Source organism: Ectothiorhodospira sp. 9100 (genome assembly GCF_022227565.1).
Classification (GTDB): domain Bacteria; phylum Pseudomonadota; class Gammaproteobacteria; order Ectothiorhodospirales; family Ectothiorhodospiraceae; genus Ectothiorhodospira; species Ectothiorhodospira marina.
Genome location: NZ_JAJNAN010000004.1, coordinates 41,867 through 64,285, shown reverse-complemented (window position 1 = coordinate 64,285; position 22,419 = coordinate 41,867). Strand labels below are relative to the sequence as shown.

General features: G+C 62.0%; 21 protein-coding genes. 18 read left to right on the top strand and 3 right to left on the bottom strand.

The genetic code is table 11. The features are described from left to right. Window position 1: 1 nt before the first annotated feature. The 16 genes from flhB to LPW29_RS02450 all read left to right on the top strand — a co-directional run bounded on the left by flhB (window position 2) and on the right by LPW29_RS02450 (window position 15,645). A complete protein-coding gene (gene flhB, locus LPW29_RS02525) occupies window positions 2-1,159 on the top strand; it encodes a flagellar biosynthesis protein FlhB (RefSeq protein ID WP_238626668.1) in 1,158 nt (385 codons plus the stop codon). After that, window positions 1,160-3,250, top strand: a complete 2,091-nt coding sequence (gene flhA, locus LPW29_RS02520; RefSeq protein ID WP_238626666.1) for a flagellar biosynthesis protein FlhA — start codon at window positions 1,160-1,162, stop codon at window positions 3,248-3,250. It abuts the gene before it with no gap. Between the two features lie 67 nt (window positions 3,251-3,317). Further along, a complete protein-coding gene (gene flhF, locus LPW29_RS02515; RefSeq protein WP_255705382.1) occupies window positions 3,318-4,832 on the top strand; it encodes a flagellar biosynthesis protein FlhF in 1,515 nt (504 codons plus the stop codon). Then, on the top strand, window positions 4,816-5,706 hold the full coding sequence (locus tag LPW29_RS02510) for a MinD/ParA family protein (RefSeq protein WP_090253834.1): 891 nt from the start codon (window positions 4,816-4,818) through the stop codon (window positions 5,704-5,706). The genes flhF and LPW29_RS02510 overlap by 17 nt, the downstream gene beginning before the upstream one ends. An 11-nt stretch (window positions 5,707-5,717) precedes the next feature. Further along, on the top strand, window positions 5,718-6,440 hold the full coding sequence (locus LPW29_RS02505) for an RNA polymerase sigma factor FliA (RefSeq protein ID WP_177169925.1): 723 nt from the start codon (window positions 5,718-5,720) through the stop codon (window positions 6,438-6,440). Between the two features lie 102 nt (window positions 6,441-6,542). After that, window positions 6,543-6,923, top strand: coding sequence for a chemotaxis response regulator CheY (locus LPW29_RS02500; protein ID WP_063465161.1), 381 nt, complete (start codon window positions 6,543-6,545; stop codon window positions 6,921-6,923). A 9-nt stretch (window positions 6,924-6,932) separates the two neighbouring features. Then, window positions 6,933-7,718 (top strand): protein phosphatase CheZ, encoded by a 786-nt coding sequence (locus LPW29_RS02495; protein ID WP_090253829.1) that lies wholly within the window; start codon window positions 6,933-6,935, stop codon window positions 7,716-7,718. 107 nt (window positions 7,719-7,825) lie between these two features. Next, window positions 7,826-9,946 carry a chemotaxis protein CheA gene (locus LPW29_RS02490; protein ID WP_238626665.1) on the top strand — a complete coding sequence of 707 codons (2,121 nt, stop codon included), beginning with the start codon at window positions 7,826-7,828 and terminating at the stop codon, window positions 9,944-9,946. A gap of 63 nt (window positions 9,947-10,009) precedes the next feature. Then, window positions 10,010-11,134 carry a protein-glutamate methylesterase/protein-glutamine glutaminase gene (locus LPW29_RS02485; RefSeq protein WP_238626664.1) on the top strand — a complete coding sequence of 375 codons (1,125 nt, stop codon included), beginning with the start codon at window positions 10,010-10,012 and terminating at the stop codon, window positions 11,132-11,134. Between the two features lie 4 nt (window positions 11,135-11,138). Continuing rightward, entirely contained in the window at window positions 11,139-11,882 is a 744-nt protein-coding gene (locus LPW29_RS02480; protein WP_090253824.1) for a flagellar motor protein, read from the top strand. A 38-nt stretch (window positions 11,883-11,920) separates the two neighbouring features. After that, window positions 11,921-12,808, top strand: a complete 888-nt coding sequence (gene motD / locus LPW29_RS02475; protein WP_238626663.1) for a flagellar motor protein MotD — start codon at window positions 11,921-11,923, stop codon at window positions 12,806-12,808. Next, entirely contained in the window at window positions 12,808-13,611 is an 804-nt protein-coding gene (locus LPW29_RS02470; protein WP_238626662.1) for a ParA family protein, read from the top strand. Before motD ends, LPW29_RS02470 begins: the two co-directional genes overlap by 1 nt. Then, complete coding sequence (locus LPW29_RS02465) at window positions 13,608-14,279, top strand: chemotaxis protein CheW (protein WP_238626661.1); 672 nt, start codon at window positions 13,608-13,610, stop codon at window positions 14,277-14,279. Before LPW29_RS02470 ends, LPW29_RS02465 begins: the two co-directional genes overlap by 4 nt. A gap of 114 nt (window positions 14,280-14,393) precedes the next feature. Next, entirely contained in the window at window positions 14,394-14,873 is a 480-nt protein-coding gene (locus LPW29_RS02460) for a chemotaxis protein CheW (RefSeq protein ID WP_090253816.1), read from the top strand. 164 nt (window positions 14,874-15,037) lie between these two features. Next, entirely contained in the window at window positions 15,038-15,244 is a 207-nt protein-coding gene (locus LPW29_RS02455) for a hypothetical protein (protein WP_238626660.1), read from the top strand. Next, a complete protein-coding gene (locus tag LPW29_RS02450; protein WP_090253812.1) occupies window positions 15,241-15,645 on the top strand; it encodes a DUF2802 domain-containing protein in 405 nt (134 codons plus the stop codon). Before LPW29_RS02455 ends, LPW29_RS02450 begins: the two co-directional genes overlap by 4 nt. On the opposite strand, the gene LPW29_RS02445 is transcribed toward LPW29_RS02450, so the two are convergent. Continuing rightward, window positions 15,630-15,995 (bottom strand): EscU/YscU/HrcU family type III secretion system export apparatus switch protein, encoded by a 366-nt coding sequence (locus tag LPW29_RS02445; RefSeq protein WP_238626659.1) that lies wholly within the window; start codon window positions 15,993-15,995, stop codon window positions 15,630-15,632. The genes LPW29_RS02450 and LPW29_RS02445 overlap by 16 nt on opposite strands. Beyond that, the gene (gene fliK, locus LPW29_RS02440; RefSeq protein WP_238626657.1) at window positions 15,992-17,212 is read right to left on the bottom strand and encodes a flagellar hook-length control protein FliK; all 1,221 of its coding nucleotides are present in this window, start codon (window positions 17,210-17,212) and stop codon (window positions 15,992-15,994) included. The genes LPW29_RS02445 and fliK overlap by 4 nt, the downstream gene beginning before the upstream one ends. Window positions 17,213-17,434: 222 nt before the next feature. On the opposite strand from fliK, the gene LPW29_RS02435 reads away from it, so the two are divergent. Next, window positions 17,435-17,968, top strand: coding sequence for a low molecular weight protein-tyrosine-phosphatase (locus tag LPW29_RS02435; protein WP_238626656.1), 534 nt, complete (start codon window positions 17,435-17,437; stop codon window positions 17,966-17,968). Between the two features lie 58 nt (window positions 17,969-18,026). Here the strand turns inward: LPW29_RS02435 and LPW29_RS02430 are convergent, their stop codons facing one another. Then, window positions 18,027-21,014 (bottom strand): Rne/Rng family ribonuclease, encoded by a 2,988-nt coding sequence (locus tag LPW29_RS02430; RefSeq protein ID WP_238626655.1) that lies wholly within the window; start codon window positions 21,012-21,014, stop codon window positions 18,027-18,029. A gap of 426 nt (window positions 21,015-21,440) precedes the next feature. On the opposite strand from LPW29_RS02430, the gene LPW29_RS02425 reads away from it, so the two are divergent. Next, on the top strand, window positions 21,441-22,394 hold the full coding sequence (locus LPW29_RS02425; protein WP_238626654.1) for an RluA family pseudouridine synthase: 954 nt from the start codon (window positions 21,441-21,443) through the stop codon (window positions 22,392-22,394). Window positions 22,395-22,419 lie beyond the last annotated feature (25 nt).

Genomic DNA, 22,419 nt, shown 5'->3' with positions numbered 1-22,419 from the left:
CATGGCTGAAAACGAGACGTCTCAGGAGAAAACCGAAGAACCCACCCCCAAACGCCTGCGTGATGCCCAGGACAAGGGGCAGGTGGCCAGTTCCAAGGAACTCAACACCACCCTGGTGTTGCTGGCGGGTTCAGGGACGCTGCTGATGCTCGGTGGCGACATGCTCAACCGGATTCAGGAACTGATCCGACGCAGCTTCATGGTGGATCGGGCGCGTATCTTTGATCCCGCCTTCATGTTGACAGCCCTTGAGCACCGCATTGCCGAAGCCCTGCTGGTGCTGGCACCCATGATGGTTATCCTGGTGGTGGCGGCCATCGTCGGGCCGGTGGTGATGGGAGGTGGGCGTTTCCGGCCCCAGGGCATGGCGCCCAAGCCGGATAAACTGAGCCCCATCAAGGGTATCAAACGGATCTTTGGCCCCCAGGGCGCCATGGAGCTGGGCAAGACTCTGGCGAAGTTTTCGCTGATCTCTGCCGTGGCCTCCTTGCTGTTGTGGACCCTCTCCGGACGCATCGTCGGCCTGGGCGCCCAGGACATGGTGCCAGGGGTGGTCCATGCCGGTTATCTGATTGCCTGGACCTTTGTGGTCTTGAGTGTCTCGATGATCCTGGTGACGATCATTGATGTGCCGTTTCAGATCTGGAATCACCAGCGGCAATTGCGCATGACCAAGCAGGAGGTCAAGGACGAGTTCAAGGAGACGGAAGGCAAGCCGGAGGTGAAGAGCAAGATCCGCCAGACACAGCAGGAAATCTCCCAGCGGCGCATGATGGGGGAGGTGCCCAAGGCAGATGTGGTGGTGACCAACCCCACCCACTATGCGGTGGCACTGAAGTATGACCAGTCAAAAATGGGCGCGCCCAGGGTGGTGGCCAAAGGCGTGGATGAAGTGGCTGCCGAGATCCGTCAGACGGCGCGGGTGCATCGGGTGCCCCTGTTCTCCGCGCCTCCGCTGGCACGAGCGCTATTTTTTAGCACGCGTCTGGATCAGGAGATCCCGGCAGGACTTTATGTGGCCGTGGCGCAGGTGCTGGCCTATGTCTATCAACTGCGTCATGCCCACCGCCAGGGGGCTGAAGAGCCGCCGCCGCCCGATGATCTGCCGGTGCCCAGTGAATTTCTCAAGCGCGATCCCACACGTGGGGAGGAACAGTAAATGAGTGCCCTGATGGAAGCCCTGCGCAGTATCCGGCAGTCGGGCCTGGGCGCGCCGATGCTGCTGACGGCGCTGCTGGCGATGATGGTGATCCCGCTGCCACCGTTGGCGCTGGATCTGCTGTTCACGTTCAATATCGCCCTGTCACTGGTCGTGATCATGGTGGCCATTTATACGCCACGGCCGCTGGAGTTTGCCGTCTTCCCCACGGTGCTGCTGGTGGCGACCCTGCTGCGTCTGGCCCTGAACGTGGCCTCGACCCGGGTGATCCTGCTGGAGGGCCATACCGGCACCGATGCGGCGGGCAATGTCATCGGGGCCTTTGGCGACTTCGTGGTGGGCGGCAACTACGCCGTTGGCCTGGTGGTCTTCGCCATCCTGGTGATCATCAACTTTGTGGTGGTGACCAAGGGCGCGGGGCGCGTCTCGGAGGTGAGTGCCCGTTTCACACTGGATGCCATGCCGGGCAAACAGATGGCCATCGATGCCGATCTCAATTCCGGGCTCATCTCCCAGGATGAGGCCCGCCGCCGGCGTGAAGAGGTGTCTCAGGAGGCGGATTTCTATGGTTCCATGGATGGTGCCAGCAAGTTTGTGCGCGGTGATGCCATTGCCGGCATTCTGATCCTGTTTATCAATATCATTGGTGGACTGATCATTGGCACCCTGCAGCAGGGCATGAGTGTGGCGGATGCCGCCACCAACTATATCCTGCTGACCATTGGTGATGGTCTCGTGGCGCAGATCCCATCACTGCTGTTGTCCTCGGCCACGGCAATCATTGTTACACGCGTGTCCAGCGCCCAGGATATGGGCCAGCAGGTGCTCAGCCAGTTGTTTGGCGCACCACGGGCGCTGTATGTGGCAGCGGGCATTGTGGGGGCTCTGGGCATGGTGCCCGGCATGCCCAATATGGTCTTCCTGAGTCTGGCCCTGCTGATGGCGACGAGTGGGTACTTCATGATGCAGCGACGCAAGGCGCTGGAGTTGGCCCAGGCCGACGAAGTGGAAACCGAAGCACCGCCGCCGAGTCCGGAGATGAAGGAACTCACCTGGGACGATGTCCCTCCCGTGGACCTGGTCGGGCTGGAGGTGGGCTATCGCCTGATCCCCCTGGTCGATCGCTCCCAGGGAGGGCAGCTCATGGGGCGTATCAAGGGCGTGCGTCGCAAGCTATCCCAGGAACTGGGCTTTCTCATTCAGCCGGTGCACATCCGTGACAATCTGGATCTGGGGCCCAATCACTATCGCATCACCCTGATGGGGGTGACGGTGGGGGAGGGCGAAGTCTTCACTGACCGGGAGATGGCCATCAATCCCGGGCAGGTCTTCGGCGAGGTGAAAGGCACACCCACCAAGGATCCCACCTTCGGTCTGGATGCCCTGTGGATCGATCCCGCGCAGCGGGAAGAGGCCCAGGGACTGGGCTACACCGTGGTGGATGCCGGGACGGTGGTGGCGACCCATCTGTCACAGATTCTCAGGGATCATGCACACGAGTTGCTGGGTCATGAGGAGGTGCAGCACCTCCTGGATACCCTGGGCAAGCATTCGCCCAAGCTGGTGGAGAACCTGGTGCCCAAGACCCTGAACCTGGGCGTGGTGCTCAAGGTCATGCAGAACCTGTTGGCGGAACAGATCCCCATTCGTGACATGCGCACGATCGCCGAAACCTTGGCGGAGCATGGTCCGCGCAGTCAGGATCCCGACGTTCTGACGGCGGCCGTGCGGGTGTCGCTGTCCCGTTCCATCGTGCAGAACATCATCGGAACGGCCTCGGAGTTGCCTTTGCTGGCCATTGATCCTTCGTTGGAACAGATTTTGCAGAAGTCTTCGCAAGGGGCCTCGGGAGCGGGGTTGGGCATCGAGCCGGGGCTGGCTGAACGCCTGCAACGCTCCATCGCCGAGGCCTCCAAGCGCCAGGAAATGTCCGGAGAACCCTCCGTCCTGGTGGTCTCGCCCGACATCCGGCCCTGGATGGCCCGCTGGTTACGCAGTGCTGTACGGGGGCTGAATGTACTGGCCTACACCGAGATACCGGATAACAAGCAGATCCGGGTGGTGGCCACCGTGGGACGGGAAGAGACCTGACGGGTGAAATGCAGACCGGCCTGGGTCATGTGCCGGGGTCGGGATAAAACGGATAACGGGTATCGACATGAAGATTAAACGCTATTTTGCACCCGACATGCGCCAGGCGATTCGTCAGGTGCGTGACAGCCAGGGTCCGGATGCGGTGATCCTCTCAAGTCGCAGCGTGGACGGAGGGATCGAACTGATCGCCGCCATCGATTACGACGAGGACCTGGTGACGGAGATGGCGGATCAGGCAGGTCATGAGGAAGATCCGCGGGCTGCCTCGGGATCTGAATCCTCGCCGCGGGACGATGGGCTCGAGGAGGACCTGCTCTCGTTGAGTGTCGATACGACCTCGACGCCTCGAGGGCGGACCACCCCCTCGCGTCATGGAGACTCCTGGGCCCGTAGACCTCGGGATACGGACTCCCCCGGGAACACGATGGAGTCGTCGGGTGATGACCCCTTGAGCGCGATGATGACACCTCTGGTTGAGCCGCCGGCCAAGGCCAAGGCCAAGGGCCGTCCCTCCCGCAAGACGGAGGCGGGTCCGGCCAAGGCCGGGACAGCAGCTCAGGGTGACCCCGAGGATGCTGCCTTCAAGGCCATGCGCAAGGAAATTCAGGGTTTGCGCGGGCTGTTGCAGGAGCAGCTTTCGGTACTGATGGATCAGGAATTTGCCCGTTCCGAGCCTTGGCGTGCCGCTATTGTTCAGCGCCTGGCCTCCATGGGGGTGGATCACGAAGTCGCCAGGACAGTGGCCAGTGCAGTGGAGTTGGATGAGGCTCCTGGTGCCGGTCGGTTCGAGCCCGTGGAGGGCTGGTCCGAGGCCCTGCGCCAGTTGGCGGCCCTGCTGCCCATCGCGGACGATGATCTGCTGGATCACAATGGTATCATTGCCTTTGTGGGTCCCAGCGGCGTGGGTAAGACCACAACGCTGGCCAAACTGGCGGCGCTGGTCAGCCTGCGGCACGGGCAGGAGTCCATCGCGATCATCACCACCGATGTCTATCGTCTGGGCGCTCATCGTCAGTTGCAGACCATCGGTCAGTTACTGGGAGTGACCGTTCATCTGGCGCAGACAGAGCAGCAACTCAAGGATATGCTTAGGCGGGTGAAGTCCAAAAGGCTTGTATTGATCGACACGACCGGAACCAATCAGCGTGACAAGGACATGCTCGATGAGCTTGCCCGAGTGACGTCGACGTCTGCCGCCCGGGTGATGCTGGTCATGGCGGCCAACGTGCAAAAGGCAGTGGTGGACGAGACCCTGAGCGGATTCAGCGGGTTGCAGCCCCAGGGCTGCATCTTGACCAAGATGGATGAAGCCGCCAGCCTGGGCGAGGTGTTGTCCGCCCTGATCTCATCCCGGCTGCCGCTTAATTTCATCAGTGCAGGCCAGAGGATCCCCGAGGATTTGCTGGCCGCCAGTGCCCCGCGGCTGGTTCAGATGGCGGCGGCGGCGCTTGAGGCCCCGGAGAGGTATTCCGAGCGTCGGCCTCGTTCCCTGTCGCGGGCACGGCAATCGCCCGTGACCCCGCGTCCTGACAGTGTCAACGATCTTAGCGCCAGGTTTACCCATGCCTTCACCCAGTGAGAATCAAAGCAGCGCCTCGGGGCGTCGGGATACGTCCCGGCCGGTTCGGGTGATTGCCGTGTCCAGCGGCAAGGGGGGGGTGGGCAAGACCAATGTATCGGTGAACCTGTGTGCCGCCATGGCGCGTGCAGGCAAGCACGTCATGCTCATGGATGCGGACCTGGGGCTGGCCAATGTGGATCTGCTGTTGGGGTTGCAGCCCAAGAGGAATCTGTCTCACGTACTGGAGGGACATTGTTCTCTGGACGAGGTGGTGGTGGAGGGCCCCAACGGTATACTGATTGTGCCGGCAGCTTCGGGTATCGCCGATATGGCTGACCTGGGTCGCGCTCAGCATGTAGGCATCATCCATGCCTTCAGTGAACTCACTCACCCGCTGGATGTGTTGGTGGTGGATACCGCCGCCGGTCTCCATGACAGCGTGACCAGTTTCTGTCGGGCCGCCCATGAGGTGTTGGTGGTGGTCTGTGATGAACCGGCTTCCATCACGGATGCCTATGCACTGATCAAGGTCCTGTATCGGGATCACGGGGTGATGCGGTTTCGCATCCTGGCCAACATGGTGCGCAATGAGCAGGAAGACGAGGGGCGGAGTCTGTTCCGCAAACTGGTCGCCGTCTGTGACCGTTTTCTCGACGATGTCATGCTCGACTATGTGGGCTCGATTCCTTACGACGATTATCTTCGCAAGGCGGTGCAACGTCGTCAGTCCGTGGTTGAGGCCTTTCCTTCATCACCGGCTGCCCGATCCTTCAGGGCCTTGCCCTCGCGCATTGAGCAGTGGCCCATGCCGCGGGGGGCCCGGGGGGGAATCGAATTTTTCGTGGAACGTCTGATCAATACCGATCAGAGTGACCTGGAGCCAGCGCCATAAGCGGTCTTGCCATGTATGCCAGCCAACAGTTGGACCCCAATACCCTGGTGGATGAGCATGTCACCCTGGTGAAGCGTATTGCCTATCACCTGCTGGCGCGCCTGCCTTCCAATGTTCAGGTCGATGATCTGATTCAGTCAGGCATTATCGGCCTGCTGGAGGCTGCCCGTCAGTATGATCCATCCCAGGGTGCCAGTTTCGAGACCTATGCCGGTATCCGCATTCGCGGCGCCATGCTGGATGAGGTCCGTCGCAGTGACTGGACGCCCCGTTCCGTCCATCGACACTCGCGACGGATCAGCGAGGTGATCCGTCAGATCGAGAATCGGGAGGGACGGGAGGCCTCGGCGGCGGAGATTGCGGAGGCGCTCGGTGTGGACATGACCACCTACCAGGATATGCTCCGCGATGCAGTCTCAAGCCGGGTGCTGGGCTTTGACGACCTGGGGGATGCGGACTCCTCGGTAGACAACCTGCTGACCTCCGATGGGCCGGATCCCCTGATGGATCTGACGCGAACCGATTTCAAGAAGGCCCTGGTGGACAACATCGGCGAGTTGCCGGAACGGGAAAGACTCGTGTTGTCCCTGTATTATGACGAGGAATTGAACCTGCGAGAGATTGGCCAGGTGTTGGGGGTCAGCGAATCCCGGGTTTGCCAACTCCATGGTCAGGCACTGATGCGACTGAAGGCACGCATGGGCGACTGGGTAGGGGATGGCGTCCGGGTCTGAGACGCCCTCAAGGCTGCCGAAGTCTGGAACACGTATTCATTCTGCGCGGTGGACGCGCAGCTAACGATTTGCGCATCACTGGAGGTTTTTGTGGATAAGAATATGAAGATCCTCATTGTGGATGACTTTTCCACAATGCGTCGCATCATCAAGAACTTGCTGCGGGATCTTGGGTACAACAATACCTCCGAGGCGGATGACGGACATACGGCGTTACCCATGCTGCAAAATGGTAACTTCGATTTTCTGGTCACCGATTGGAACATGCCCATCATGCCCGGTATTGATCTGCTACGGGCGGTCCGGGCGGATCCCCGCATCAAGGACATGCCGGTGCTCATGGTGACCGCGGAAGCCAAGCGTGAACAGATCGTGGAGGCGGCCCAGGCGGGCGTGAACGGCTACATCGTCAAGCCGTTCACGGCCGAAACCCTGCGGGAAAAGATCGACAGGATCTTCGAACGCCTCGAGCAAAACGGTTGATCATTCCCCATGGATACTCGCCAAGACAGTGACAAAGAGGCCCTGTTCAGGAAGGAACAACTGGAACGGGCCCGGGAACTGGTTCAGATGATGGAAGCCGGTCACGAAGACAAGGCCGGCCATCTGATCGAGGAACTGGGCCGCATGCACGAGAGCATGCTGTTCCAGGAACTGGGCAAACTGACCCGTGATCTGCATGAGGCGCTTAACAGCTTCCGCCTGGATACTCGCCTGTCTGAACTCACTCATCAGGACATTCCCGATGCCAAGGAGCGTCTGAACTACGTGGTGGCCATGACCGAGCAGGCGGCCCACCGTACGCTCAATGCAGTGGAGGACAACCTGCCCGTGGCCGAGTCGCTGGCCAGTCGAGCCGGAGAGTTGGGTGGGGAATGGGCGCGCTTTCGCCAGCGCGAGATGTCCCTTGAGGAATTCAGACAGGTGAGCCAGCAATTGAGCGATTTTCTCGCGGATACGGAGCGGGATGCGGAGAAGCTGCGCAAGGGGCTGTCCGAAGTGCTCATGGCCCAGGATTTTCAGGATCTGACCGGTCAGGTGATTCGCCGGGTCATGACCCTGGTGCAGGATCTGGAGGATAACCTGGTTGGGCTTGTCAAGGTGTCAGGACAGCGACTTACCAAACCCGACAGTGACAGGAAGTCGGCAGATCCCGGTGACAATACCGGTCCCGCCAGTGCCGGGACCGGACCGGCGGTCTCAGGGACTTCCGACAAGGGAGAAGTGGTCAGCGGGCAGGATGATGTGGACGATCTGCTCTCCAGCCTGGGCTTTTGAACGGTTCCAAGGGCCCACCCCCGGGTGTATGCCCATTTCAGAATTCCCGGAGTTGGCCGCCAACCTGGGAGTGAGAAGGGCATCCGCACGACGCGCGAGAACAAGGCATGACTCTGGACACCGACGACGAAATCCTGAACGACTTTCTCATTGAGGCCAGCGAGATCCTGGACGCCCTCGGTGAGCAGTTGGTGCAGTTGGAGCGAACGCCTGAAGATAAGGATCTGCTGAACTCCGTCTTTCGGAGTTTTCACACCATCAAGGGCGGCGCGGGGTTCCTGAACCTGGAGAACCTGGTCAAGATCTGTCACCGCGCCGAGGATGTATTCAATCTGTTGCGCCAGGGACAGCGACGTGCCGACAGCAACCTGATGGATATCATCCTGCAGGTGCTGGATGTCCTCAATCGGATGTTCGATGAGTTGCGCGCTGGTCAGATGCCCGAACCGGCACCTGATCACCTGCTGGCAGCCCTGGAGCCCCTGACCTATCCCGAGGGGGAAGAGCCGGCACATCTGTCACCCCCTGCCGCTGCAGCGCCTGAGGTGATCGCCGAGCCAGAACCTGCCCCGGCGGAGCCAGCCCCGCAGGACGCAAATGCGGCTGATGGGGATATCACTGACGAGGAGTTCGAGGCGCTCCTGGACGCCATGCAGGAAGGTAAGGACAACGGAGGGTCCGGAACGGCCACGGGGGGGGGTGTCCCGCCGAAAGCATCCGCCACCCAAGGATCTGATCAAGGCAGCGATGAGATCACGGACGCAGAGTTCGAGCAGTTACTGGACGAACTTCAGGGCAAGGGCGGCCAGCCGGACGGGCCAGCCGCCGTGCCGACGACTGGCAAGGGCGGGGATGATCTGATCTCCGAGGACGAATTCGAGAATTTGCTGGATCAGTTGCATGGCAAGGGCCAGAGCCCTCAATCCGGGCAACCGCCGGGCAGTCAGTCAGATCAGGCCGGGGCCCAGGCGGCCAGGTCCGTGCCACCGGCCAAGGCGGCCTCCGGTGGCGACAGCACTCCGCCGCCCGCGGCTGCGCCAGCGCCAGCCAAAGCGGCGCCCCCGGAGACTTCAGTGCGGGTGGATACCAAGCGCCTGGATGACATCATGAACCTGGTGGGTGAACTGGTCCTGGTGCGCAACCGCCTGGCCACGCTGCGCTCACGCATGAAGGATGAGCAGGTCTCCAAGGCGGTGACCAACCTGGACGTGGTGACCGCGGACCTGCAGGCGGCAGTCATGAAAACCCGGATGCAACCCATCAAGAAGGTGTTTGGTCGTTTTCCCCGGGTGGTCCGTGATCTGGCGCGTACGCTCAAGAAAGAGATCAACCTGGAGCTGGAGGGAGAGGATACCGATCTGGACAAGAATCTGGTGGAGGCGCTGGCCGACCCTCTGGTGCATCTGGTACGCAACGCGGTTGACCATGGCATCGAGTCTCCCGATGAGCGCGAGGCGGTGGGCAAGCCACGGGCTGGCCGGGTTGTTCTGTCGGCCAACCAGGAAGGGGACCATATCCTGCTGACCATCTCTGATGACGGCAAGGGCATGGATCCCGACGTGTTGCGGGCCAAGGCCGTCGAGAAGGGTATGATGGACGAGGACGCCGCCGGGCGCCTGACGGATCATGATGCCTTCAACCTGATCTTCAGGGCGGGCTTTTCCACCAAGGCGGAGATCTCCGACGTCTCGGGCCGCGGCGTGGGCATGGATGTGGTCAAGACCCGCATCGCCCAACTCAACGGTCGCGTGGAGATCACCTCGGCACCGGGGCAGGGCAGCACGCTCAGTATCCGCCTGCCCCTGACCCTGGCCATCCTGCCCACGTTGATGGTGGTGCTGGGCAAGCAGCGTTTTGCATTGCCGCTGGCCAATGTCAGCGAGATCTTTGATCTGGATCTGTCGCGCACCAACCGAGTGGATGACCAGGAGGTCATCATGGTGCGCAACCGTTCCTTGCCGCTTTACTACCTGCGGCGCTGGCTGATCTCCGGCGACGCGCCTGCTGGAGAGGGTGTGGGGCATGTGGTGGTGGTCTTTGCGGGTAACCAGCGTGTGGGGTTCGTGGTGGATAGCCTCATCGGTCAGGAAGAAGTGGTGATCAAGCCACTGGGGAATGTCCTGCATGGAGTGCCCGGTCTGGCCGGGGCCACCATCACCGGCGATGGGGGGATTGCCCTGATCCTGGATGTGCCCGGTCTGTTGAAAAGTTACGCCCGGCGTTTGTGAATGTCGGGTTCTTCTGTAGCATTGCGGCCCGCTGGATGGGCTCATGGATAACGGAGGCAGTGAATGGCGGTTCGCGTTCTGGTGGTGGATGATTCCGGCTTCTTCCGGCGTCGCATCGTGGATATCCTGAATGCGGATCCGTCTCTTGAGGTGGTGGGTACGGCCAGCAATGGCCAGGAAGCCATCGATCAGGTGGTTGCCCTCAAGCCCGATGTGGTGACCATGGATATCGAGATGCCGGTGATGGATGGCATCACGGCGGTGCGACGTATCATGGCGCGCCAGCCCACGGCCATTCTCATGTTTTCGTCGCTCACCTTTGAGGGGGCCAAGGCCACCCTGGATGCGCTGGAAGCCGGTGCCGTGGATTTTCTGCCCAAGCGTTTTGAGGATATTGCCCGCGATCAGCAGGAGGCCCGGGATGTCCTCTGTCGTCGGGTGCGTGCCATTGGCCGCCGCGCATCTGTCAGATCAGGACGCGACCTGGGTGCCCGCGCCCCAGCGCCAGCGCCACGGTCGGCGCCCGCCCCGACGGCGCGACAGGGGGTTCCCCCGCCCGCCACAACAACAGCCCGTACAACACCCCGGGGAAGCGGTGACCGGGCGCCACCGGTGCTGAGCGATTTCAAGGTGGTCTTGATTGGCACCTCAACGGGGGGGCCCCTGGCGTTGCAGAAGGTGCTTGCGGCCCTGCCGGCCCATTTTCCACTCCCCTTGCTGCTGGTGCAGCATATGCCGGCCAGTTTTACGCCGGCCTTTGCGCAGCGTCTGGATCAACTCTGCAAAATCCGTGTCAAGGAGGCGGAGGATGGTGATGCCCTGCAGCCAGGGCTGGCCTTGCTTGCCCCTGGGGGGCAACAGATGCAGGTGGAGTGTCGGGGCGGGCAATCACGGGTGCGAATCACCGAGAGTGCGGCCGATCAGCATTATCGGCCCTGCGTGGACGTCACCTTCAATTCCGCGGCTGCCTGTTTCCGCGGCGATGCCCTGGCCATCGTGATGACCGGCATGGGGGCGGATGGTCGTGAAGGTGCCCGCTTGTTGAAGCGGTGCGGTTCCACGGTCTGGGCACAGGACGAGGCCACCTGCGTGGTCTATGGGATGCCCGCGGCGATAGCCGAGGCGGGATTGGCGGACCGGATATTACCTTTGCCCCAGATTGGCAAGTTGTTGGCGGAGGCCAGTTGATATCATGGATATCCTCACCCTCATCGGTGTAATGCTTGCCCTGGTGGCGCTGCTGGGGGGGACCATTGCCAAGGGCAGTGGTCTGGCTGCCTTGTGGAACGCGGCAGCATTCATCATCGTGATCCTGGGTACGATTGCGGCGGCCCTGGTGCAGACCCGTCCAGCGGTTTTCATGCGCGCCTTTCGCATTCTTCCCTGGGTGTTCGTGCAGCCACGGCTCGAGCCCGAGGCGACAATCGAGAAGATCGTCAATTGGAGCCAGGTGGCCCGCAAGGAAGGCTTGCTGGGCCTGGAGTCCCTCGCTGAGGAAGAGACGGATGTGTTTGCCAGGAAGGGCCTGCAACTGCTGGTGGATGGCACGGAACCAGACAATATTCGCACGATCCTCGAGGTGGAAATGGGCACCAAGGAGGACTTCGATACCCAGGCGGCCAAGGTGTTCGAGAGCATGGGCATCTACGCACCCACCATGGGCATTATCGGAGCGGTCATGGGCCTGATGGCCGTGATGCAGAATCTTTCGGATCCGAGTCGGCTGGGATCCGGTATTGCCGCGGCCTTCGTTGCTACAATCTATGGTATCGCTTCGGCCAATCTGTTCTTTCTCCCCATGAGTAACAAGCTCAAGACCACGGTTCAGAATCAGACTGCCCATCGGGAAATGATCGTGGAGGGCATCATCTCCATCGCGGAAGGAGAGAATCCACGTAATATCGAGACCAAACTGCAAGGTTATCTGCAGCGCTAGGGCCTTGAGAAAATTGCTTTTATGCCGATATTGACACTATGGCCAAACGCCGCAAAAAACATGAGGACCACGTGAATCACGAGGCATGGGCCATTCCCTATGCGGATCTGCTCGTGCTGTTGTTGGCCTTTTTTGTGGTGATGTACGCCATTTCCTCGGTGAACGAGGGTAAATATCGGGTGTTGTCGGAATCTCTCGTGAATGCCTTTGGCACTCCACCACGGGCCGTGGACCCGATTCAGGTGGGTGAGCCTGTCCGTTCACCACGCCCCGCGATTCTCGAGACCCCACCGTTGACCGCCCCCATCGAAATGCCGGAGATGACCCGCAGCCTGGAATCCATGCTGGCGGATGTGGATGTGGAGGGTCTTGCGGAGGCCGTGGCCGGGATCAATTTCATGGCCGATGAAATCAGTGAGGCCATGCGACCCTTGATCGAGGCCGGAATGATCGACGTGGGGCGGGATCGTTTGTGGATCGAGGTCCAGATCAATACCAGCATCCTGTTTACCAGCGGCAGTGCGGACCTGGCCGTGGAGGCCATACCGGTGCTGGAAACGCTGGCCGGGATCCTCAGTCGTTTCCCGGTGCGTGTCCATGTGGAAGGGCATACGGATAATGTTCCCATCAGCAGTCCCGTGTATCCGTCCAACTGGGAGCTTTCTTCCGGACGGGCGGCGACAGTGGTGAACTTGCTGGCGCGCAATGGCCTGGACCCGGACCAGATGGCCGCCATCGGTTTTGGTGAATATCGACCCATTGCCACCAATGAGACGCCGGAGGGTCGGCGGGAAAACCGGCGAGTGACCATCGTCATCCTGGCCGGTCAGCGCCCGCGTGCCGAGGATGGGGATCCGCCCGAGATGCTCAGGGAGGACATGGAGATGTTGCTGGAGCGGCGTCGCGTGAGTCCGGAGGGGTTCTGATGAGTACCGTGACCTGGGCTGTAGCCAATCAAAAGGGCGGTGTGGGGAAGACCACGACCACCGTGACCCTGGGGGGACTTCTTGCTTTGCGGGGACACGACACCCTGCTGGTGGATCTGGATCCCCATGGTTCCCTGACAGCCTATTTCGGCTTCGATCCCGAAGGCGCCACCGGGGGTGTCTACAGTCTTTATCAGCGTTCTGCGGAGCGCAAGCCGCTGGATGCCTATGCCGCCGTGCGCCAGACCCGCTATGAGCACCTGTACGTGATGCCGGCATCCACGGCTCAGGCCACCTTGGACCGGCAGCTGGGGACTCGTGAAGGAATGGGATTGGTCATCAAGCGTGCCATTGCCAGCATGCAGGATCGCTTTGATTTCGTGCTGCTGGACTGTCCACCCATGCTTGGCGTATTGATGGTGAATGCGCTGGCGGCCTGTGACCGATTGTTGATCCCCGTACAGACGGAGTTTCTTGCCATTCGCGGCCTCGATCGCATGCTCCATACCCTGCAAATGGTCCAGAAATCACGCAAACAGCCCCTGGAGTACCTGGTAGTGCCCACTTTATTTGATCGCCGCACGCGGGCCTCCACCCAGGCACTCTGGGAATTGCGGGATCAATACCGCGATTGCCTGTGGCCCGGTGTGATCACCGTGGACACCAAGTTCCGCGAGGCCAGCGTGGCCGGAGAGCCCCTGCCCGTGATGATGCCCGAGGCGCGGGGGAGTCAGGCCTATGCACGGTTGCTGGACTGGTTGCTCAATTCCGCCAGCCACTACCAGCAGAAGGCCGTGTCATGAAGGAGCGTTCCCAGAAAACCCTGGTCGTGGAAGAGCAGCAGGCCCTGACTGCCTATCTGGACGGACTGCTCCAGGAGATTGCCCTCGACGAGGTGGACCCCGAGCCCACAGACGTCAGGGTGGAAGCGCCCCCCCGGGTGATGACCCGGGCGAAGCTGGTATCCGTGCCTGATGTGCCTCCTCCGGTGCCTGCTGTCCAGGTTGCCTCGCGGCAAGCCATGCCCCCTGACTGGGCCCATGGCGCCTTCCAGTGTCTGCTGTTCCGGCTGGCTGGATTGCCGCTGTCGGTGCCTTTGATCAAGCTCAACGGCATCATGGAAATGCCCGAGAAGATTACGCCCATGCCAGGTCATAGTCCGCTGTTCATGGGGCTGGTGAATCGTCACGGGCGCAAGGTGAAGGTGGTGGACATTACCCAATTGGTGATGCCCCGGGACCGGATTCACGAGCGTGCCCCCCCGCGCAATCTCATCCTGATTGATGACGCTCGATGGGGGCTGGCCTGCGACAGGGTTGAAGAAACCCTGACCGTCACGGCGGATCAGGTACGCTGGCGATCGGCTCAGGGCAAGAGGCCCTGGTTGGCGGGCACCATGATCCAGCATCTGTGTGCCATCCTGGATGTCGATTATCTGGCGTCTTCCCTGGAAGACGGCAACTGGGGTTGAGCACTCAACGGATTCAGAATCACCTGACAGGCTGCTGTGTTGGTGGGTTCCGGGCAGGCGTCGGAACCGGCAGCTTCAGGTCACGTAAAAAACAGACTGAGGTTCAACTCTCTCATGGCCAAAGAATCCCAATCCGCCTCCGCGACCCACGCCACCCAGTACGTTACGTTCCGGCTGGCCGAGGAAACCTATGCGATCAATGTCATGCAGGTGCAGGAGGTGCTGCGGGTCGCCGAGATTGCCCCGGTGCCTGGGGCACCACACTATGTTTTGGGTATTATCAATCTGCGCGGCAATGTGGTGACAGTGATCGATGCCCGGCGGCGTATGGGGTTGATGGATAAGGAATCGGATGATTCCTCCAGAGTGGTGATCATTGAAGTGAGTGGACAGGTCATCGGTATCCTGGTGGACAGTGTTGCGGAGGTGATCGAACTGGCCGAAAAGGATGTGGATCCGGCGCCCAATGTGGGTAATGATGAGAGTTCCAAATACATTCAGGGCGTGGCCAGTCGCGAAGGCGAATTGACTATTGTGGTGGATCTGAACAAACTGCTCACCGACGACGAGTGGGCAGAGGTGGCGAATCTCTAGTGGGCCACTCGCTTGGGCCTTGCCTGAGCGCGGCCTCCCGATGAGGCTGTATGTCTCCGAGTGCCGTCATGCACGGCATTTCCTGGGGGATTCAGCGTTCTGATGGGTGAACCCGAAGGCCCCGTGGGCCTTTCTCGGGTACTTTTTCAAGGGGGAAGGTCACGATGGCGGCTGAAACTCCGATTGCCCCGATTCAGCCCGGTATTCCGGCTCGCCCGGTTCTCGAAGACGGGGATGATCACCGGCGTCATCCCCGTCGCCGACCCGAGCGAAAAGAACCGGAGGGCGGTGGGGATGATACCCAGGACAAGGGCCGCCCCCCGCCACCGCCCAAGGATCAGGATCCCGATCACATCGACGAGTACGCATGACCCTAACAATAGCAATTGGCGGCGTATTGATACTGGCCCTGACCCTCTCCGTGGCCAGCATGCTGACGTGCGTCTGGCAGTTCCAAAGAATCAAGGATCTGCGAGCGCGCCTGGAGACTCAGGAGCGTTCCCTGGGGGCTTTGCGTGGCGCCCTGAGCGCCCTGCATGTGGAGGACCAGCATGCCGAGGAGTATCGTGCGCGGATTGAGCGCCAGATCGCACGGCTGGCTGAAAAGCAGGAAGACATGTTGCTGAGGGTGCCGGATGAGGGGGCCTATCAGCATGCCCTGAGACTGGCGCGGCAGGGGGCCGGGCGCGAGGCGTTGGTGGAACAATGTGGTCTGTCGGTGGGTGAGGCGGAACTTCTGCTGGCCATGCGCCGGGATCAGTCGCCTTCCTGAGACCTTCGGTCCCGTCTCGGCGTGACTGATACAACGTCCTTGTCCTTATCAGGGGCCTGTTCGGGTTGGAGGTCGCCGGGTCGGCGGCCGCTGAGCATGTAGACGAAGGCCAGCACCTCGGCCACGGCCACGTAAAGGTTTTCCGGGATTTCATCGCCGAGAGGGATCTGGGCCAGTGCCGAGGTCAGAGCGGCATCCTCGTGTATCGGCACCCCATGCTCATCGGCCAGATCGAGAATCTGCCGGGCGATGTCCCCGGCACCCTTGGCGGTCAACCGGGGTGCCCCCTTGCCGGTGTATTTCAGGGCAATGGCCTGTCGGGAGTCGGGTCTGGACTCCTTGCCGTTCATGCGTGTCCATCCACAATGGGGCCGCGTGTCGGGGTGGCCGCGGGGGACGGAGGGTCCTTCGGGGGCTCCCCTTCACGGCAACTCATGTTCAGCACCTGAAGATCCCGGGATTCCAGGTTCTGGCGCAGCTGGGGCAGGGCGGTCTGGATGGTCTCCCGGGCATTCTCGGAATCCGACCAGAACTGGGTGCTGACGTGATCCCCGCGCACCACCACGCGGATGTTGAGCGGGCCGAGTTCCGGGAGATGCAGGGCCAGGTCGGCGCGCCAGGAACGCTCTTCGGCGTCCTTGTCCCGTCGAGTGTCGCGGTCCAGACGCAGGTGCACCAGATCGGTGTTCTGCCCATTGCGCAGCGCCAATTCCATCAGCCAGCGGGGCGTCGCTTCCTCGGGCTTTTCAGCGCTGGACAGCTGATGCATCACCATGCGCGCCAGAGAGCGTTCCACTTGCTGACGCAGCGTATCCAGCAAGGGTTCAGGCATCAGGCCGGCCAGTTGTGCCGGCGCCGCACGTGCCTGGGCCACGGGGGGTGTGTCCCGCAGGGGGGGCGGAGTATCGCCGGAAGGGAGGCGTGCCTGGCGGTGGAGCACGGGAGTGGAACGCAGTTGCTCCGCCAGGGATAACAGGCGGCCCTTGAGGTCTTGATGGATGATGCCCCGTGGATCCGTGCCGGTGGTGGCTGCGCCGGCCAGGCGGGCCTCCAGGAACAGGCCTGAGTCACGGATTGTCTGTTTAAGCCCTTCGCCGGTCATGGCCCGTTCCCGGTTGGGCATGGCCTGCCAGAGAGCTTCCAGTGCCTGTCGCACTGCTGGCGGGAGTTGCTGAGCAGCCGGGCTTCCAGTCTGATTCAGTTGTTGCAAAGAGGCCATCAGCGGGCCTTGGCTGCCCTGTTGAGGAGCCCACTGACGTAGCAATGGGGGGAGCGGGTTGTTCATGCTTGGGCCGGCGCCACGGAGCCCGTCACGCATCAGGGCCAGTTCCAACCGGGGCTTGACGCTGGCCACTTGCAGTCGCAGGCTATCGCCGGTTTGCACAGGCGCGGGCAGACGCGCCTCGATCGTCTGCCCGCCTAGTCTCAATTGCACCGGCTGACCCGCCATGGCGGGCTGCCCTACCACGCGGGCCTGAAGCACCTGTCCCACCTGCAGGGTGCGCTGGGTCATGATGCCAGAGTCGGCTAGCTGGACCCGAGGCAGGTTGGTGGGGATGTCGATCATTGAATCGGATGGACCTGAGCTGACATGGAATCCCGGGATGGGAACGTGGTCAATGGAATACGGATGCAATGTCCCCGGTGGAGGGGACTTGTTCTCATGTCCGGGGCGCTGAAGTCAACTCCCCTTGGCCGGGGTTAGAAGGCACGGCAGACGCCATGGGTGCGCAGGGCGGCCCCAGCCCCGGTGTTTACTGATGATTTAATCGGCAAAGAAGATCGACTCATGAGATGGTTTCAGCGTGTATTACAGTCCGAATCCGAGCAGGGTGGCAGCAGTTCCCGGGTGGGGGTGCTGTTCGTGTGTCTGGGCAATATCTGCCGCTCACCCACAGCACAGGGTGTGTTCGAGCATCTATTGGCGGAACAGGGGATGACGGATCGGATTCACGTGGATTCCGCCGGCACCCATGCGTATCACGTGGGGGAGCCGCCGGATGATCGTGCCCGCAAGGCGGCCATGAGTCGTGGCATTGATCTGAGTCGCCAGAGGGGCCGTCGTTTGGAGGCGGGGGATCTGCAGCGCTTTCATTACGTGTTGGCCATGGATCGCGATAATCTCGCCAACATCCGGGCGCTGATGAAAACGACCCCGATGGGGCAGGTGGGTCTGATGATGGAGCACTCGCGGGCCTGGACGGAGAAAGAGGTGCCTGATCCCTATTACGGGGGCACCCATGGTTTTGAGCGCGTGCTGGATATGATCGATGATGCGTCGCGGGGTCTGCTGGCGCAGATCCGCCGCGAGCATGGTTTCTAGGGCCGGGGCGCTGCCTCCGTGGGTGGGGTGGGCCGCCAGGGCCCACCCCAGTACTGCCTCACTGGTCCGGCTTCCGCGAGTCTGAAGTCTCGCTGGGAGGCTGGTCGGACTGGGTCTGTGATTCCTCAGGGGTGGAAGCGGCCTGCTTGGCCACGGCCTGGAGTTTTTCCATCTCTTCCCGCGATACCCGGCGCTCGCCGCCGCCAGCACCCTGGCCTTCGTCATGACGTTCACTACGTCCTGAACTTCTCCGGCTGCCCCGGGCACGCCCGGATGAACCACTCTTCTCCTGCCCTTTCGGGGCATCCGCCTTTGCCTTCTCTTCGGAGTCACCGTCACCGGTTGCCGAGGTGGATGTGTCGGCCGTGCGCGTGGTGCTTGCCTCTTCGTCCGGCTTTTGCAGGGCGCGGGCGTGAGGTACGGCGTCCTCGTGGGTCAGTTTTGCCACCTCCGGCGTGTCCCCGGTGCCTGACCGGGCCTTGGTGGGTGCCCTTTGACCTCCCCTATCTCCAGAAGCCTCATCACTCGTCTGCGTTTCGGCCTTGCCTGCGGCTGACTTTTCCCCTGGGGCGTCGGAGCGTTCCCGTTGATCGGCACCCTGCCGCTTGGGGGGCTGTTCGGCGCTGGATCTGGCATCGTCCGATTCGCCTTCACCCGGGACACTGGACTCGTTCCCATCCTGTTGCCCATCCGTATTGCCGGTGTTGCTACGGCGACGGCGACGGCCCCCGCGACGACCCCGACTGCGACCACTGCTGCTGCGGTTACCGCCGTTTGAGCCTTCCTTCTCCCGCGGTTGATCGCTGCTGCCCTCTTGTGGTGTGGCCTCGGCCGGGGATGGATCAGTCTGTGCCTCGCTGGCCTCATGGGAGCGGTTCTCGGGCTGCGTCCTGGCGGTCTGGCTGCCCTTTTCACGACGCCGGGCGTCATCGTTCTGACCATTTTGACCGCCTTTGGTATCGCTGGCCTGCGGGCCCTTGTCGGTCTCGGCGGACTTGGCCTGCGGGGCTTCGTCAGTGGCGTCGGGTTGTGTGTTGCGGTTCTGGTTCTTGTCCTCGTTCAGGTTCTCGTTGCCATCGCGGGTGCCTCGGCGCGTACGGCTGCCACTGCGGCGTGTGCGGTTGCTGCGGCTGCCGTTGCCGCTCTCTTTCTCTTTGTCCTTGTCCGCTTGCGGACGCTCGCGACGTTGGGGGCCGCCGGGAGCCACGTTGCGGGTGCGTGCGGGGCGTTGCCCGCTGCCGGTGCGTGTGCCTTGCCCGGAGGAGGCGGTGCGCTGAGGGGGGCGAGAAGCGCGGCTGTCGCCATCAATGCTGCGGGACTCGGGGCGTTGGCCGCCATTGGAGAACAGGCTGGTCCAGATGCGGCTGAAAAGGCCGGGGAGCGAGACGGGAGAAACCGGCTTTTTCTGCCCGGGGGGTGCGTCGGTCCGTGTTGGCGTCTCCGCCGGGGCTGGAGTGGGCGGTGAAATGGTCTGCACCAAGGCCTTTTCCAGGCGTGCTGCCCGTGGCTGGCTGACCAGTTCGGGCTCCTCCTCCGACAGCAGTTGGTGGCTGCTCTTGTCGCCGATTTCGTCGGCGGTTTCGTCATCACGCATGCGACGCACGGTGAAATGGGGCGTGAGGAGATTGGGGCTGGGAATCAGCGTGATGTCCACGTGATAGCGGGACTCGATGGTGGAGATCACCTGACGCTTTTCGTTGAGCAGGAAGGTGGAAACATCCACCGGTAGGTGTGCCAGCACCCGGTTGGTTTTCTCCTTCATGGCCTCTTCCTCCACCAGTCGCAGCACCGATAAGGAGAGGGATTCCACGCTGCGGATGTGGCCGTGGCCATTGCAGCGGGGACAGACGTTCTGACTGGATTCTCCCAGAGAAGGTCGCAGGCGTTGGCGGGACATCTCGAGCAGGCCAAAGCGGGAAATCCGCCCCACTTGTACCCGGGCGCGATCCATTTCCAGGGCCGACCGAAGTCGATTTTCCACTTCCCGCTGGTTCTTGTTGGGGGCCATGTCAATGAAGTCGATGACGATCAGGCCACCCAGGTCCCGCAGACGCAGTTGCCGGGCGATTTCCTCGGCGGCCTCCAGGTTGGTGTTCAGGGCGGTTTCTTCGATGTCACTGCCCTTGGTGGCGCGGGCCGAGTTCACGTCAATGGAGATCAGCGCTTCCGTATGATCGATGACGATGGCGCCGCCGGAGGGCAGGGTGACGTCACGCTGGAAGGCTGCCTCGATCTGGCTCTCGATCTGATAACGGTTGAAGAGGGGAACATGGTCTTCGTAAAGCTTGAGCTTGCGCAGATTGTTGGGCATCACCTGCTGCATGAAATCCTGGGCCTGGGAGAAGACCTTGGGATCGTCCACAACAATTTCAGCGATGTCATTGCGCATGTGATCCCGCAGGGTGCGGATGATCACGTTACTTTCCTGGTAGATCAGGAAAGGTCCCTTGTGGCTCTGTGCGGCTTCATCGATGGAAGTCCAGAGAGTCTTGAGGTATTCCAGATCCCATTGGAGTTCCTCGACGCTGCGGCCCACCCCGGCCGTGCGGGCAATGAGGCCCATGCCCTGGGGGACTTCCAGCTGCGCGAGGGACTCGCGGATCTCGCTGCGCTCCTCGCCTTCGATACGGCGGGAGACACCCCCGGCACGGGGATTATTGGGCATCAGCACCAGATACCGTCCGGCCAGGCTGACGAAAGTGGTCAGCGCCGCGCCCTTGGTGCCGCGCTCTTCCTTTTCCACCTGAACGATGAGCTCCATGCCCTCCTTGAGGCCGGTCCTGGGCGAGACCTCGCCGTCTTCGCCCTGGGGCAGGTAGCTGCGGGCGATTTCCTTGAAGGGCAGGAACCCGTGGCGGTCGGCCCCATAATTGATGAACGCGGCCTCAAGGCTGGGTTCAACCCGGGTGATGACCCCTTTGTAGACGTTCGCCTTTTTCTGTTCTCGTGAGGGGAGTTCGATATCCAGATCGAAGAGCTTCTGGCCGTCCACCATGGCCACACGCAGCTCTTCGGGCTGCGTGGCGTTGACAAGAATTCGTTTCATGAAGTGTGTCTCGAGTGCATGGCCCAGCCACGCCCGGGCGGTGACCCGGCGTCGGCGGTGCTGCATGGGAGGGGCGCGCGGCGCTGAATAGCAGCGCCCACGCGCACAACCATGGGAACACTACGCCCGCGCGGTGTTCGCGCCGGGGCGTGGGGGCAAGGTTGTCCAAAAATCCGCTCAGAATCATCAAGTTATGTTGGCGTTTCGTGAGCGATTGTCCGTGGAGGGAGACGTGACTTGCCGTTGGCAGGCGTCTCCCGGTGGTGTTCTGTTGAGTCGCGGGGTGGGGCGATCCGGGCGGGCAGCAGACACTGCCGGGCCGATCCGATATCTGCCGAGTCAACCCAGCGCGACACGGTATGATAGCAATGTTGCAAAAGGGCATCAAACCTTTGAATGACCTGTTATTATCCGCGCATGCCAGAAATGCCTCAAAGCCCCGCCTCGCGGGTCGTCCATGCCCAGGTGACTCGGGACGAGGATGGCCAGCGCGTGGACAACTTTCTCATGCGCCGCCTGAAAGGCGTGCCCCGTAGTCGCATCTACCGCCTTTTGCGCAAGGGGGAGGTGCGGGTCAACAAGGGCCGCTGCAAGCCGGATTACCGCCTCAGTGTGGGCGATGTGGTGCGCATCCCGCCAGTGACCCGCAGTGAGAAGAAACTGGAAGATCTGCCCTTGCCGGAGGGGCTGGCGCGAACCCTGGCCGAGTCCGTATTACTGGAAGACGATGACCTGCTCATCCTGAACAAGCCGGCGGGTCTGCCGGTGCATGGGGGCAGTGGCGTTCCGGTGGGGGTCATCGAAGGCCTGCGGCGGCTCAGGCCCGAGGCGGGGTTTCTGGAGCTGGCCCATCGCCTGGACCGGGAGACCAGTGGTTGCCTGGTGCTGGCACGCAATCGTCCGGCCCTGCTGGCCTTTCATGAACTGTTGCGTCATGGCGGAGTCGATAAGGTTTACCACACCCTGGTGGCCGGTCATTGGCAGGGAGGGCCGCGGCGCGTGGTTCAGAGTCTGTCGCGCACGGAGCGTCGTGGCGAGGTGCGCCTGGTGCAGGTGGATGAGGAGGGGCAGGATGCGGATAGCTTCTTTACACCACGCCAGGGGTTTGCCGAGGCCACGCTCATGGATGTGCAGATCGGCACGGGCCGTACTCACCAGATCCGGGTTCATGCCGCCCATGAAGGGCACCCCGTGGCGGGTGACCGGCATTACGGTGATTTCGAGTTCAATCGGCGCATGAGGCGTCTGGGCCTCAAGAGGCAGTTTCTTCATGCCGCGTCTCTGCGCTTTACCCTGCCCACCCGCGGCTGTGCGTACGATGTGGTAGCGCCGCTGGATCCCGCCCTGGAACAGGTGCTGGAGAAGCTGGAACCCCGCTGATCCGGGTTTTATCGACAACAGACCA